Source organism: bacterium (assembly GCA_021372535.1).
Classification (GTDB): Bacteria; Latescibacterota; Latescibacteria; order Latescibacterales; family Latescibacteraceae; genus JAFGMP01.
This window is the reverse complement of the sequence record JAJFUH010000130.1, coordinates 1-14,344: the sequence shown is the minus strand read 5'-3', so window position 1 is coordinate 14,344 and position 14,344 is coordinate 1. Positions and strand designations below refer to the sequence as shown.

Below are 14,344 nucleotides of genomic sequence, written 5' to 3'. Positions count from 1 at the left end.
TTTTCTGGATAAGCAAAGGTTCATGAAGACCCGCTTTTTGTCAAAAAACGTACGTTTTCCGCATACTTACCATAACCTCTTATTACAGTCACGATGACCAGCACAACTTCCCTTTTCGCATCGGTCGCGCTTCCCGTTCCTGTCAATACATATTTCACCTATAGTATCCCCGTGGACATACAGCCATCGGCAGAGGTTGGCAGACGGGCGCTCGTACCGTTTGGCCGCAGGCTGCTGACCGGTTTTATCGTCGGGCTTTCGGACAACCCGGGCGATGTTCCCCTTGACACGATCAAACCGCTTGAAGACATACTGGATACCGAGCCGGTTTTCAACAGCACTATGCTCGAACTGGCAAAATGGGTCGCGGATTATTATGTGTCCACCACCGGTGAGGTGCTCAAGGTGGCCATGCCGCACGGCACCATGATCCGGTCACAGGTAAAGGTCTCAAGAACCATACAGCCGGATGAAAGCGGAATCGTCCTGACCAGCCGTCAGAAAACGGTTCTCGAACGGCTCGATGACTACAGGACAGTAACACTCAAACATCTCGAACGGACACTCAAATTCAAAGTCTCCGGTATTCTCCGCTCGCTCGAAAACAAAGGCCTTGTCCGTCTTGAACGTGAGATTACGACACCTTCCCTGAGAATAAAAACCGAACGGTATGTGAGGCCTGTTCCCGATACACCGGTCAACCTGCCCCGTCAGGCAAAAAAGCAACTCCTGTGTCTCGAAGAGCTCCTCAAACATCCAGCGGGCGTCCCCCTCCAGGAAATCCTCGAACGGCACGGCTTTTCACGGGGCGTTGTCAATTCCCTTGTCGATGCAGGCCTTGCACTCTATGAGGAGGTTGAAATAACGAGGGAATCCGGCATACTCAGCCAGGAATTCATCGAGGCGGATCACCCGCTCACCGTCGCCCAGAACGAAGCGGTCGCCGCTATCATGAATGAAGCCGTCGCTTCCAGGCCGCGGCCTGTGCTCCTCAAGGGAATCACCGGGAGCGGGAAAACACGGGTCTATATCGAACTTGTCAGGGAAGCGCTCAGGAGAGGAAAAGGCGCGATCATTCTCGTTCCCGAGATTTCGCTGACACCCCAGACCACGCGCTTTTTCTCGTCCGTATTTCCGGGCCGGGTAGCCGTGCTCCATTCTGCCATGAGTCCCGGAGAGCGGTACGACTCGTGGCGGCTTATCCACGACGGCGCCCGGGATGTTGTCATAGGCCCCCGCTCCGCGGTATTCGCCCCCGTTCCCGATCCCGGCATCATCATTGTCGATGAAGAGCATGACTCTTCCTACAAACAGACGGATACTTCGCCGCGCTACCATGCCCGCGATGTAGCGGTTGTCAGGGGAACCATGCTCGGAATCCCCGTCGTGCTCGGATCGGCGACACCCTCGCTAGAAACCTGGCATAATGCCGTCACGGGCAAATATGCGCTTTCGTCGCTGAAAGAGCGTGTCGATGCGCGGCCGCTTCCTTCCGTCATCCTCGTGGATATGAAGGAAGAATGGGCATCCGGAAACCATTCATCCCTCTCCGGAAGGCTCAGGGAGGAAATAAAGAACCGTATCGGGCGGGGCGAAAAATCCATCATTCTCATCAACCACCGCGGGTTCGCCACGGTTATCCGGTGCAAAAGCTGCGGATATGTGCTGAGCTGCCCGCGGTGCGCCATCGGACTCACCTACCATTCGTCAAAACGGCTCGCCGTATGCCACCTGTGCGGACATTCACGGATCATTCTCGAACACTGCCCGGAATGCGGTTCTTCCGATCTCCAGTACCGTGGAATGGGTACTCAGCGCATCGAAAAAGAACTGGAGACAATCACCGGCAAAGACTCGATCGTCCGCATGGATTCCGACACGACACAGTCACATGACGCCCATTTCAGGCTGCTCGACGAATTCAGAAACGGTTCCGCGTCCATCCTAATAGGCACACAGATGGTCGCAAAAGGACACGACATCCCCGATGTAACGCTCGTCGGCGTCATATCCGCAGATCTTTCGCTCCATATCCCCGATTTCAGGGCGGGCGAGCGCACTTTTCAGCTCGTGACCCAGGTGGCAGGCCGCGCGGGAAGGGGCAGCATCCCCGGTACGGTCGTTATCCAGACATTTCAACCGGATAATTACGCTATTTCCGCTGCATCACGGCAGGATTTCGAATCATTTGCCGACCATGAGATGAACGAACGAGAAGAGCTGGGATTCCCACCATTCTCACGGCTGTCATTGCTGGAGCTTTCGTCCGACGACCGTAATTCACTCGACAAACCGGCTGAGGATATCGTACAGTATCTGACCGCGAACAGCCCCGGAGGAACCGAAATCATGGGTCCCGTAGACGCTCCCATTGCGCGGATAAGGGGCCGCTACCGCAAATTCATACTCATCAAGTCCGGCAAACTCTCATATCTCCGTCCGTTCCTCAGGAACATCGCGGATAAAATGCACGGGACAGCGGTGACTGTCGATATCGATGTCGATCCGGTGGAGATTGTGTGAGGGAATCAGCCCGGTTTATTCACACATTTTGATAAAACGCGGATTGGGCGGATTGACGCGGATATGAAATTTAATTATATCTTTTTAATTGACTATTAATAACTTCTTAAGATAGTATAAATAATCTATCATGTCTATTGGTGTCTTGGTGGTAAAAATATTTACATGAATAATCCAGACTCTTTACTGGATCGCAAAAAAAAATAAAATCTGATCATGCAATGAGTGCATAATTACTAATTTGCTATACGTGTGTTGTCATTCCCAAGAACGGAGTGAATTGGGAATCCAGTATTACCATTACTTTTTGGGGATCATTAAATAATGGATTCCCGTTTTCACGGGAATGACACTTCACCGTGTAATACATTTCTCATTTATAAGTTATATCCAGGAATTGAATAACCAGGTTACAAAAATGCTTGACAAAAATAAAGCTGTATATTATATATTGACTACCGTGGTGGTTACCAATAAGGCGGATGTATGAATATCGAACACATAGAATCGATCATGACCGGGCTGGGATTTTCCCTCTATGAATCGAGGGCATATGCAGCTCTTGTGGGTGAAAACCCCCTCACCGGGTACGAACTTTCGGGACGGTCGGGTATTCCGCGGTCGAAAATATACGAGTGCATCGAGCGGCTCAAGCGGAAAGGTCTCGTTCTTCCGGTCGAGGGTACTCCCGTGCGGTATGTCCCTGTCCCTCCCGATGAGTTCATACGACGGCTCTCGCAGGATTTCGAATTGTCGGTGAAAACCCTCGAAACACTCCTGAAAGAGGATTCACAGACCGTGCGTGTCGATTACATCTTTAATATCAGCGGGTATGAAAAGATTTTAAGTAAAGCCGGAGAAATGATACGGGGTGCAGAATTAAAACTCGATGTCTCAATCTGGGATGAGGAGTTACCGATGCTCCGGGATGATCTTGCCGGGGCGGCAGCACGCGACGTACGGGTCCGTATCATCACATTCGGTGAACAATCGGTCGGGAACGCTGAAATCTACCGTCACCGCCACCTTGCCGACTGGGAATTCAAAGGCCGGGGAATCACAGTCGTCCGTGACCAGAGTGAGGTGCTGACAGGCGAATGTTCCGGTGAAAGCGGTGATATCGCCGCCTGGACCCGTAACAGAAGCCTGGTTTTCATAAGCCTGCGGTATATCGAACATGAAATCATCAGAATCAGGGAAAGCGGGAAAACGTAAAAATGCTTATCCGCAAAGATATAACCGGTTCGGTCATGATGGTCACGGGAGCGGTCATGTTTGCGGTCATGGCCCTCTTTGTCCGCATGGCTTCAGCGACTGTGCCTGTCGGTATGATAATATGCGTCCGGTACGGGATTTCGACGCTTATCTTCATCCCCCTCATATGGCTCGGGGATGTCCGGATACGGCCGGTGAACTATCCGCTTCTCGTGGGACGGGCAGTCGCGGCGAGCCTCGGCGGAATATTCTATTTTCTTGCGGTGTCAAGCATCTCACTGGCGGAAGCGGTCATTCTCAAATATACATTCCCGCTTTTCGCGGTGACCATTTCGGCTCTCTTCTTCCATGAAAAAACAACACGTCTGGTCGTATTTCTTCTTTTATGGAGTTTTGCGGGAGTTTTCATCATGATGAATCCCGGATCGTTCAATCTGAAAATCGGCTATGTGTGGGGAATGCTGAATGCCCTCACGGCAGGCGTCGGGGTGTCGTTCGTCCGTAAGCTGAGATTCACCGATGACTCGTGGACCATCATGTTTTTCACATCGCTTGCAGGGCTCATTCTGTCGCTGCCTCTGCTTGCTTTTGGCGCCGAAATACCCGATTTCATCGGAAGTATCTATATGCTCCTGGCGGCGGGCCTCGGCATACTCGCCCAATTTGCGCTCGTGTACGGTATGCGGTATATCAAAACGGGCGCAGCAAGTGTCATTATGATGATCGAGGTCGTGGTAACTACGCTGTTAGGATTTGTCGTTCTCGGCGCAGTACCTACCATTCTTCAGGTGATCGGCGGAAGTATGGTTCTCATCGGCGGGGCGCTGCTCGTTACCCGTGAAAGCCGCCGGCAGATGGACGGATCATCTCCGGAGGCGGCAGTATAACTCATGATTTACAACAATTTATTACGGAAATGACCATATAATACCCAATAATACATTTAACATGTCATGAAAGGAACAATCAATGGCGCTCAATGTCGAGTATGCAGAACGTCTCACCAAGCTCCCGCCCTATCTGTTTGCCGCAATCGATGAGATGAAGCAGGAAGCAATCCGTCAGGGGCATGATGTCATCAATCTGGGTGTGGGAGACCCCGATCTTCCCACACCGAAACACATCATCGACCGTCTGAACGAAACCGCGTACGATCCGGCGAACCACCAGTATCCGTCATATACGGGAATGGTAGGCTTCCGCAAGAGCATTGCTTCCTATTATAAACGTACCCGCGGTGTCGAGGTCGATCCCATCGGCCAGGTGCTCACCCTCATCGGCTCGAAGGAAGGCGTGGGACATCTTCCGCTCGCCTTTGTCAATCCCGGTGACATCGTTCTCATACCCGATCCCGGTTACCCCGTATACAGCGCCGGAACGACGTTTGCAGGCGGAACACCTTTTCTGATGCCTTTACTCAAGGAAAACGGATTCCTTCCCATGCTCGAAAACATACCCGCCAATATAGCCGCAAAGGCGAAAATGATGTTCATCAACTACCCGAACAATCCGACCGCGGCGACATGCGAAGGCTCTTTTTTCAGAAAGGTTGTCGAATTCGCGAAGGAATACAACATCATCGTCGTCCATGATGCGGCGTACGCGGATGTCACGTTCGACGGGTACCGTGCGGAGTCGTTTCTCGAAACTCCCGGCGCGCTCGATGTGGGCATAGAGCTCTACAGCCTCTCGAAAACGTACAACATGACCGGCTGGCGTATCGCAGCGGCAATCGGCAATGCGGACATCATCAGGGGTCTCGGCAAGGTCAAGACCAACCTTGACTCGGGCGTTTTCCAGGCCATTCAGTATGCGGGTATGACCGCGCTCGAATCGAGCCAGGATTGCGTGGCTGAAAACAACCGCATCTACGCCGGGCGCCGTGATGTGATCGTCGGGGGCCTCAGGCGTCTCGGCTGGGATGTCGAAAAACCGAAGGCTTCGTTCTATGTATGGATCGGCATTCCGAAGGGATATACCTCGACAGAGATGACCGCCAAACTCATCAGGGAAGCCGCAATCGTGACCACACCGGGCGTTGGCTTCGGCTCGTTCGGCGAGGGGTACATCCGGATGACGGTCACAACATCGAAGGAACGTCTCGCTGAAGCAGTCGACCGTTTATCAAAGGTAAAGATGTAAGAGAAAGGGGCAAAGGGACAGAGAGACAGAGGGGCATAGTGATAAAGAAACAAAGAAACTGAGGTACAAAGGGGTAAAGGGGCAAAGGGACTTTGAGATGAAAAAGATAGTGGGACAGAACAAAATGGAAGAGAGTACCAAACAAATCAAAACATTCAGAGACCTGATAGTATGGCAGAAGTCAATGAATCTGGTTACAGATATGTATAAACTCTCTAAATCATTTCCTGCTGACGAAACATACGGTTTAATGTTACAGATAAGACGGTGTGTAATTTCTATCCCAAGTAATATTGCAGAAGGATACGGTCGTTCGACAACAAGTGAAAATATCCGTTTTCTAAGGATTGCCACGGGGTCTCTCTATGAATTGCAAACCCAGGTTGAGATTGCCTTGAACCTTGGGTATATGGATAAAAGCAAATTTGATACATTCTATGAGTCAACACGGGAACTTGAACGATTACTGAGCAGTCTGACTAAAAAATTACTCGAAAGACGATCGCAATGACTTTGCCACTCTGTCCCTTTGTCTCTTTGCCACTTTGCCACTTTTTTTAAAAAACAGGAGAATAAACAAAATGCACTGGTTTCAATACAAAAACGGGGTTCTTAACGGCGACGATGTTCCGCTGCCCGATGTCGCGGAACGTTTTGGAACTCCATCGTTCGTTTATTCGCGGGCGACGATAGACCGTCACATCGCGACGATCGACGGCGCTTTCAGAGATATCGACCACCTCACCTGCTATTCCCTCAAGGCGAATTCCTGCGGTACTCTGCTCCGTATACTTGCCGAACACGGGCTCGGCGCCGACATCGTCTCGGGCGGGGAACTTTATCGAGCTCTCCGGGCAGGGATACCCGCTGAACGAATCGTGTACTCGGGAGTGGGGAAAACCGAGGCAGAAATCCGTTACGCCCTAGAATCCGGGATTCTCGCCCTCAATATAGAATCGGAATCGGAGCTTCATACGGTCAACCGTATCGCGGGAACGATGAAACTCAGGGCGCCGGTTTCATTCCGCATCAATCCCGATGTCGATCCGAAAACCCACCCGTATATCTCGACCGGGCTCAAGAAGAATAAATTCGGAATTCCGCACAGCGAAGCACTGCAAATCTACCGTGAAGCGGCGGCGATGCCGGACATCGAAATCGTCGGAATCGATGCCCATATCGGCAGCCAGCTCATCGATGTTTCGCCCTACCGTGAGGCGGCCGGAAAGATAGTGAGTCTGATCGATGAAATCCGGGGACTCGATATCGATTTGAAGTTCGTTGACATCGGCGGCGGACTCGGTATCCGGTATGAGGATGAAAATCCTCCCGATCCGGGCGAATGGGCGGCTATGATCATTCCGGTGCTCAAAAAAACTGGCTGCCGGCTCATTATCGAGCCGGGACGGTCGCTTATCGGTAACGCCGGAGTGCTTCTCACCCGCGTACTTTACATCAAAACAAGCGGAGATAAGACATTCGTGATTGTCGACGCTGGTATGAACGATATAGTCCGGCCATCCCTGTATGGCGCCTTTCATGACATCATCCCCGTGCACGACATAAAGGGAGAACGCCGGACGGTCGATGTGGTCGGCCCGATCTGCGAGTCGGGGGATTTCATTGCAAAGGACCGTCTCATGTGCATGCCCAGTGAGGGCGATCTGCTCGCTGTCATGAGCGCCGGGGCGTACGGGATGTCGATGTCCTCGAACTACAATTCACGGCTCCGGGCTGCGGAGGTCATGGTTCACAATGACACGGCGGAACTCGTCACCTCACGGGAGACGTACGAAGACCTTGTGGCACGGGAAAAGTTTTAAAAAGGGACAAAGGAGCTGAGGCACAAAGGGAAAAGACACTGAGTGACAGAGGAGAAAATGGCAAAGTCAGCAGAAAATGAGTTGTACAGTAATTCATTAAAAAAAAACAGGCTCGGTTAACCACTTTACGTAAAATGACAAACTTTGAACTTTGAACCGGACTGGTTACACTGTATCTTATGTGTGCCTTTATCTTGCTTTTAACCATCGAAATTGTTATTAATTAAGTTTGACCGTAATAAATAAAAAAACAGGAGGAACAGATGACAAGCATTATAAACGTTGAAGGACGTGAAATCCTCGATTCGAGGGGCAATCCCACCGTGGAAGTGGAAGTGGTGCTCGAATGCGGTTCCATCGGCAGAGCTTGTGTGCCTTCGGGTGCGTCTACAGGGGAGAACGAGGCGGTCGAGCTCCGCGATGGCGATCCTGCCCGTTACGGCGGAAAGGGAGTACTCAAGGCTGTTGAAAACGTCAACAACATCATAGCCCCGGAAGTCGAGCTCATGGATGCCACCGACCAACTCGGCGTCGACAAGACCATGATTCAACTCGACGGCACCGAAAACAAGGGGAATTTAGGCGCCAACGCTATCCTCGGCGTTTCGATGGCAGTCGCCCGCGCGGCGGCGGAAGCTGTTGGGCTTCCGCTGTACCAGTACCTGGGCGGCATTCATGCGCGGCTCCTTCCCACACCGATGATGAACATCCTCAATGGCGGCAAACACGCCGACAACAATGTCGACCTTCAGGAATTCATGGTCATGCCGGTCGGGGCTCCGACATTCCGTGAAGCGCTCCGGATGGGCGCCGAGGTTTTTCATTCCCTCAAATCGGTGCTCAAGAAGAAGGGTTACAATACTTCGGTCGGCGATGAGGGCGGTTTCGCACCCAACCTCAAATCGAACGAGGAAGCCCTCATGGTCATCATCGAAGCGATCGGCAAAGCCGGTTACAAGCCCGGCGACGATGTCATGATCGCGCTCGACCCGGCGGCAAGCTCGTTCTTTGACAAAGAGCAGAACCTGTATGTTCTCGAAGGTGAAGGCGGCCGTAAGCTGACCAGCGAAGGTATGGTCGACTACTATACCGGTCTCGTCGGCAAATACCCGATTATTTCCATCGAGGACGGTCTCGATGAGAACGACTGGAGCGGTTTCAAGCTCATGACCAAGAAACTCGGCAGCAAAATCCAGATTGTCGGCGACGACCTGTTCGTGACCAACACCAAATTCCTCAGAAAAGGTATCGAGACCAAGGCGGCCAATTCGATCCTCGTAAAGGTCAACCAGATCGGCACCATCTCTGAGTCGTTCGACGCTATCGAGATGGCGATGAAAGCCGGATTTACTGCCGTTGTATCGCATCGTTCGGGTGAAACCGAGGATTCGACCATCGCCGATATCGTGGTCGCCGCAAATACAGGGCAGATCAAGACCGGTTCGGCGAGCCGCTCGGACCGTATCGCGAAATACAACCAGCTCCTCCGCATCGAGGACGAGTTGGGTGAAAATGCACAGTATGCGGGAAAGAACGCTTTTTATTCAATAAAGTGATAAAAAAACCACGAAGGCCCAAAAGCACGAAGGAAAAACCGGTAAAAGCAGATATAATAGAAAAGCATATGCATTTCTTTGTGTATTCGTGACTTCGTGGTTAATATGTCTTTTGGGACAATACCAGAAACAATATGGTGGTTCATATGCTCGATATACGATTTATCAGGGAAAACGCCGACCTCGTAAAAGAGGGGGCGCGGAAAAAACGTATCGAAGTGGATATCGACCGTCTTTTAGTGGTGGATGATCAGCGCCGTAAGCTCCTTGCCGAATCGGAAAGCCTCAAGGCCGAAAAAAACGCCGCAAGCCAGAAAATCGCTGTTCTCAAGGGCGATGAGAAAGCCGAGGCGATCGCCCTTATGAAGCAGGTCTCGGAACGGATCAAGGAAATGGATTCGGCTCTCGAATCGATTGTCGCCGAATTCAACGACCTCATGCTGCGGGTTCCCAATCCGCCCGACGACGATGTTCCCGAGGGTGCCGATGACCGTGACAATGTCGAGATCAGGCGCGGCGGAACGATTCCCGATTTCGGATTCGCGCCCCGCGACCATGTCGAACTCGGCGAGCTTCTCGACATTATCGATATTCCACGAGGCGTAAAGCTTGCCGGCGCCCGTTCGTATATTCTCAAAAACGAGGGAGTGCTCCTCGAATACGCCGTCCTCATGTACGCGCTCGAAACCATGGTCAAGCTCGGATTTACGCCCATGATCGTGCCGCATCTCGTGAAAGATATCGCCATGATCGGTACGGCTTATTTCCCCGGAGGCGAGGAGCAGGCTTATGCGTGCGAGCGTGACGGGCTCTACCTCATCGGCACGGCGGAGGTTCCGGTAACATCGTATCACTACGACGAGATACTCAACGAGAAGGATCTCCCGCTCCATTACTGCGGTATCTCACCCTGCTACCGCCGTGAGGCAGGTACCTATGGCAAGGACACCAAGGGTCTCTACCGTATTCACCAGTTTCAGAAGGTCGAGCAGGTCATCGTATGCCAGGCCGACCCCGAGGTCTCGATGAAAGAGCACGAGTTCATCACGGCCAACTCGGAAAACCTGGTCAAAGCCCTCGGTCTACCCTATCGCGTCGTACTCGTCTGCGGCGGCGACCTTGGGCAGCCCCAGAAGCGTAAATACGACATCGAGTGCTGGATGCCCTCGCGCGGTGGTTATGGCGAGACCCATTCATCGAGCAAATTCCACGATTTCCAGGCGCGAAGACTCAAACTGAGATACCGCGACAAAAACGGCGCCGTGCAGTTCTGTCATACGCTCAACAACACGTTTGTCGCAACGCCGCGGATTCTCATTTCTGTGCTCGAGTGCAACCAGCGAAAGGACGGCTCTGTCGTCATACCGGAAGTGCTGAAGAAATTCATGGGAGGCATCGAGGTCATCGAACCGAAAAAGTGACTGTTCCGGCACAGAGCGAAAGGTGACATAGACCTTCGGTACAACACGATGAGTAATAAACGATAAGCGAATCAGAGAGAATACCATGGATATACAGTTTACCAAAATGCACGGGCTCGGCAACGATCACATCATCATCGACCTGTTCAAGGAAAAGATCCCCGACCCGAAAAAAATCGCGCCGCGCATGTGCGACCGTCACTTCGGAGTCGGCGCCGATGGTCTCATTCTGGTAGGGCCATCGGAGCGGTACGATTTCAAAATGCGGGTGATCAACAGCGACGGCAGCGAGGCGGAGATGTGCGGCAACGGAATCCGCTGTCTCGCACGGTATGTCGTCGAAACTGGTCTGTCCGATAAGCGTGAATTTATCACTGAGAGCCTGAGAGGGCCTCATAAACAGACCGTTTTCATGGAAAACGGCAATTTCGCGGGTGTACGGACATTCATGGGAGCGCCCGTTCTCCGTCGGAATCTTATCCCGATGATCGGCAAGGATTCCGAGAAGGTGGTTAACGAAGAGCTCGAAGTCGACGGCTCCGTTTACCGGATTACGCTCGTCAACGTTGGCAATCCCCACTGCGTCGTATTCGTTGACAATGTCGATACGGTCGATCTGAAGACGGTCGGGCCGAAATTCGAGCATCACCGGCTGTTTCCGAATCGCATCAACACTGAATTCGTGCAGGTGCTCGACAAAAACAACCTCAGAATGCGCGTCTGGGAGCGCGGGAGCGGCGAAACGCTCGCCTGCGGCACCGGTGCTACGGCATCAGTTGTGGCGGCTATTCTCAACGGTCATACGTTCGACACGGTCACCGTTCATCTTGCGTACGGCGACCTTATCATAGAATGGAAAGACCACGAGGAGCTCTATATGACCGGCGACGCACATACCGTATTTACTGGCGTCTACAAAATATAAGGGCTCTTTTGCGTTCATTGGGCGTCTAAAAACTATTCATGACTTAAACCGGTCCACCGGACCACTATAGGAAAGGATATATCATGGAAGACGATATCAAAAAAGCACTCGATGAAATCAGACCATCCCTCCAGGCTGATGGCGGCGACGTTGAATACATGGGAATGGACGGGAATGTTGTCAAGGTCAGGCTCAAAGGCGCATGCGGCGGCTGCCCCATGGCCACTCTTACTCTGAAGAACGGTATCGAAGCCATCATCAAGAGAAAAGTACCCAGTGTTGAAAGTGTCAAAGCTGTATAAGGATATGTCTGTGAGCGGCAAAAAACAAAAAAAGGAAATTCCCGTCAACGAAAACTGGGAAGCAGAAATAGCAGCATACGATGAAGAATGCCGCTGCATGGATCAGGAGTTTTATGATAAAAACATTATCATAACCCAGGCAGGAAACAATAATCTGACCGTTGAAGAAAACGAGGTCATGAATCTTTTCCTTAACGGCGTCACCTGCGACGACATTGCGAAACAATACGAGGTCGAAGTGGAAGTTGTCACAGGTCTTCTGGAGATTATCCGCGCCAAGCTTTCACTTCCCGAGTAAATATCGAAAGTATATATATAAAAGCACCCTGTATCATAAGGGTGCTTTTATATTTCCGAGAGCACTTCCCGCCACAAAATACTGTTCCCTATCAATACCGGTGTGGTTTTCTGACATCATTCCTTACGCTGTATTCCGCGCCGTATTACCTCACGATACGTGTGCACATACGCGATACAATAAAGAACAAGACCGAGGACGAGGAGGCTGTAGAGATACGGCTGCGGCATCATCTGACAGAACATTGCATCGAAATCCTTCATGAACGAATAGAGAATCACGGTTGTAGCGGCGAAAGTAAGTACCCATGTCAGCCGCGCCGGCCTGAAATCATATCCGCGGTGAACCAGATTTGTCATTGAAATGCCGATCACGGTCATGAGTGCTGCAACGAGCGAGGGCGCAATGACCGGCCCGATCCACGGCAGCGGAATAAGGAACAGTACATCCCATTCGACAAGCGAGCCCGGCCAGTCGATGGTCACCCTCAGAAAAACATAGTAAAAAATATCCCATATCCCGAAAAGGATCAGGAAATATCCGAACCGCTCCCAGAATTTCCTGCCCGCCAGCGCCGCCACTGTCATAAGCATGACGACTGTTGCCGCCTCACGGAAAAATTCGATGCCGATCATCCGCGCCGGGGCATTCTGCAGCGGAAACGAAAATCCATCGGGATAGTACATACCCCGCAGGTATACGACAACCACCGCCTCGAAATATCCCATTGCCACGGCGAACAGAACAACGTGAACAAGTCGAAAAAAATGTTTGTGGTTCATAGTATCTGGTTCATGGTTTGTGGTCTGTGGTTTATAGAATTCCGTCCATGCTAAGGATTTCGGGGAATATCGGGAAACAATCGAACCGTTATTGTGTGTCAGCAGCGATCATTTCCGTCTTGAAACGGCGGCGATATAAAAAAGGAGCGGGTCTGTAAGCCGGGTTCTGTACCCCGTTTGAGGGGCGACGGTCATGTATCTGGGAAGGACGGTTACCCGCCTCCTCATGCGGCCTACCCGGAACTCGTAACGGCGCGGGCAGCGCCTGGTCCCCTATTTGGCCTTGCTCCGGGTGGGGTTTACAATGCCCCGGGTGTTACCATCCGGGCGGTGGGCTCTTACCCCGCCTTTTCACCCTTACCTCCGCCGAGAACCTCAGGCACCCGGCAGCGGACACCGGGTTCAACGGTTTTCCGATGTCAGACGCCCGGAGATTGCAATCAATCGACGGGGGCGGTATGTTTTCTGTTGCACTTTCCTTAACCGGTATACACCGGCCACCGGGCGTTACCCGGCACCCTGCCCTTCGGAGCCCGGACTTTCCTCACACGGTCATACGCCGTGCGCGACCGTCCGACCCGCTCCTGTAAGCTCTATATAAGATAAACAACTATGAGTAATATTACCATGCCAAAGGGAACATCGTAGTCTTATTCCAACGATTTCATTCTTCAAACAGACTGCTTCCTGTCAAAATACATCCCCAGATGGATCAGCACAGATTTTTCAACATCCTTCAATTCCTGCGGAGAAACAGATCCGAGACGCCTGAGAAGCCGTTTTTTGTCTATCGTTCTTATCCGGTTGCATCTCGCCTTTGTTTTTTTCGAAAGAACAGCATCGACGGAAGAGAGAAATGCTTCGAAAGGATAGACCTTTTCGGCATTCAACGATAACAGTATAACGGTGACTGTTCCGGAAAACTGATTGTTTATATCGTTTGATACAATCAACGCCGGCCGTGTCTTATTGATTTCGGAGCCAACAGTCGGGTCGAGACACACTAGATAAATATCGCCCCGTTCAGGAAAGGTCTTCATTCCCATGTTTCCGGGCTCGTTTTTTCCCATTCGGCATCGAGGTTCTCATCCTCATGGAAAGCCGCAGTATATCCTTCCTGCATGAGACGTTCGGTTTTTTCCCTCATTTCACGGTCGAATTCCTCGTGCAGCACCATGGCGATAAAACGGCTTTTATTGGGCTTTTCAGCCAGTTTTTTTGCGATTTCATCCGGTAATGTAATATTCAGGCGAGTCATGCGCATAATTTCCTGTCTCAATTATACACCATTATATGTACACTGCCAATGGGTAATATGAAAAATCCGGTAGAATGATGCATTTATACCGCCCGGCTA

General features: G+C 51.6%; 14 protein-coding genes and 1 other RNA gene. 11 read left to right on the top strand and 4 right to left on the bottom strand.

The window, feature by feature from the left end:
- The first annotated feature begins 93 nt into the window (after positions 1–93).
- The 11 genes from priA to LLG96_11995 all read left to right on the top strand — a co-directional run bounded on the left by priA (position 94) and on the right by LLG96_11995 (position 12,205).
- A complete protein-coding gene (gene priA, locus LLG96_12045) occupies positions 94–2,523 on the top strand; it encodes a primosomal protein N' (GenBank protein MCE5250942.1) in 2,430 nt (809 codons plus the stop codon).
- A 486-nt stretch (positions 2,524–3,009) separates the two neighbouring features.
- Complete coding sequence (locus tag LLG96_12040) at positions 3,010–3,738, top strand: hypothetical protein (GenBank protein MCE5250941.1); 729 nt, start codon at positions 3,010–3,012, stop codon at positions 3,736–3,738.
- A gap of 2 nt (positions 3,739–3,740) precedes the next feature.
- Positions 3,741–4,625, top strand: a complete 885-nt coding sequence (locus LLG96_12035) for a DMT family transporter (protein MCE5250940.1) — start codon at positions 3,741–3,743, stop codon at positions 4,623–4,625.
- Positions 4,626–4,707: 82 nt separating this feature from the next.
- Complete coding sequence (locus LLG96_12030; GenBank protein MCE5250939.1) at positions 4,708–5,880, top strand: LL-diaminopimelate aminotransferase; 1,173 nt, start codon at positions 4,708–4,710, stop codon at positions 5,878–5,880.
- Between the two features lie 97 nt (positions 5,881–5,977).
- A complete protein-coding gene (locus LLG96_12025) occupies positions 5,978–6,391 on the top strand; it encodes a four helix bundle protein (protein MCE5250938.1) in 414 nt (137 codons plus the stop codon).
- 70 nt (positions 6,392–6,461) lie between these two features.
- Positions 6,462–7,703, top strand: a complete 1,242-nt coding sequence (gene lysA / locus LLG96_12020) for a diaminopimelate decarboxylase (protein MCE5250937.1) — start codon at positions 6,462–6,464, stop codon at positions 7,701–7,703.
- Positions 7,704–7,966: 263 nt separating this feature from the next.
- Entirely contained in the window at positions 7,967–9,259 is a 1,293-nt protein-coding gene (gene eno, locus LLG96_12015; GenBank protein MCE5250936.1) for a phosphopyruvate hydratase, read from the top strand.
- 146 nt (positions 9,260–9,405) lie between these two features.
- Entirely contained in the window at positions 9,406–10,680 is a 1,275-nt protein-coding gene (gene serS / locus LLG96_12010; protein MCE5250935.1) for a serine--tRNA ligase, read from the top strand.
- A 91-nt stretch (positions 10,681–10,771) separates the two neighbouring features.
- Positions 10,772–11,605: a diaminopimelate epimerase gene (gene dapF / locus LLG96_12005; GenBank protein MCE5250934.1), complete on the top strand. Its 834-nt coding sequence runs from the start codon at positions 10,772–10,774 to the stop codon at positions 11,603–11,605.
- Positions 11,606–11,688: 83 nt separating this feature from the next.
- The gene (locus LLG96_12000) at positions 11,689–11,907 is read left to right on the top strand and encodes a NifU family protein (protein ID MCE5250933.1); all 219 of its coding nucleotides are present in this window, start codon (positions 11,689–11,691) and stop codon (positions 11,905–11,907) included.
- Between the two features lie 10 nt (positions 11,908–11,917).
- Complete coding sequence (locus tag LLG96_11995; GenBank protein MCE5250932.1) at positions 11,918–12,205, top strand: hypothetical protein; 288 nt, start codon at positions 11,918–11,920, stop codon at positions 12,203–12,205.
- 116 nt (positions 12,206–12,321) lie between these two features.
- Here the strand turns inward: LLG96_11995 and LLG96_11990 are convergent, their stop codons facing one another.
- The 4 genes from LLG96_11990 to LLG96_11975 form a co-directional block, all read right to left on the bottom strand.
- Positions 12,322–12,987 (bottom strand): hypothetical protein, encoded by a 666-nt coding sequence (locus tag LLG96_11990; protein ID MCE5250931.1) that lies wholly within the window; start codon positions 12,985–12,987, stop codon positions 12,322–12,324.
- Positions 12,988–13,126: 139 nt separating this feature from the next.
- Positions 13,127–13,572: RNase P RNA component class A (rnpB, locus tag LLG96_11985), an RNA gene on the bottom strand.
- Between the two features lie 86 nt (positions 13,573–13,658).
- The gene (locus tag LLG96_11980) at positions 13,659–14,027 is read right to left on the bottom strand and encodes a type II toxin-antitoxin system PemK/MazF family toxin (GenBank protein MCE5250930.1); all 369 of its coding nucleotides are present in this window, start codon (positions 14,025–14,027) and stop codon (positions 13,659–13,661) included.
- Entirely contained in the window at positions 14,024–14,245 is a 222-nt protein-coding gene (locus LLG96_11975) for a hypothetical protein (protein MCE5250929.1), read from the bottom strand. The genes LLG96_11980 and LLG96_11975 overlap by 4 nt, the downstream gene beginning before the upstream one ends.
- Positions 14,246–14,344: the final 99 nt, after the last annotated feature.

Bases quoted from the DNA above. Each gene is read 5' to 3' on its own strand.
- LLG96_11990 (MCE5250931.1), bottom strand. From the start codon at position 12,987: ATGAACCACAAACATTTTTTTCGACTTGTTCACGTTGTTCTGTTCGCC.
- LLG96_11975 (MCE5250929.1), bottom strand. From the start codon at position 14,245: ATGACTCGCCTGAATATTACATTACCGGATGAAATCGCAAAAAAACTG.
- LLG96_11980 (MCE5250930.1), bottom strand. From the start codon at position 14,027: ATGAAGACCTTTCCTGAACGGGGCGATATTTATCTAGTGTGTCTCGAC.
- LLG96_12000 (MCE5250933.1), top strand. From the start codon at position 11,689: ATGGAAGACGATATCAAAAAAGCACTCGATGAAATCAGACCATCCCTC.
- LLG96_12035 (MCE5250940.1), top strand. From the start codon at position 3,741: ATGCTTATCCGCAAAGATATAACCGGTTCGGTCATGATGGTCACGGGA.
- eno (MCE5250936.1), top strand. From the start codon at position 7,967: ATGACAAGCATTATAAACGTTGAAGGACGTGAAATCCTCGATTCGAGG.
- lysA (MCE5250937.1), top strand. From the start codon at position 6,462: ATGCACTGGTTTCAATACAAAAACGGGGTTCTTAACGGCGACGATGTT.
- priA (MCE5250942.1), top strand. From the start codon at position 94: ATGACCAGCACAACTTCCCTTTTCGCATCGGTCGCGCTTCCCGTTCCT.
- serS (MCE5250935.1), top strand. From the start codon at position 9,406: ATGCTCGATATACGATTTATCAGGGAAAACGCCGACCTCGTAAAAGAG.
- LLG96_12040 (MCE5250941.1), top strand. From the start codon at position 3,010: ATGAATATCGAACACATAGAATCGATCATGACCGGGCTGGGATTTTCC.
- LLG96_12025 (MCE5250938.1), top strand. From the start codon at position 5,978: ATGAAAAAGATAGTGGGACAGAACAAAATGGAAGAGAGTACCAAACAA.
- LLG96_12030 (MCE5250939.1), top strand. From the start codon at position 4,708: ATGGCGCTCAATGTCGAGTATGCAGAACGTCTCACCAAGCTCCCGCCC.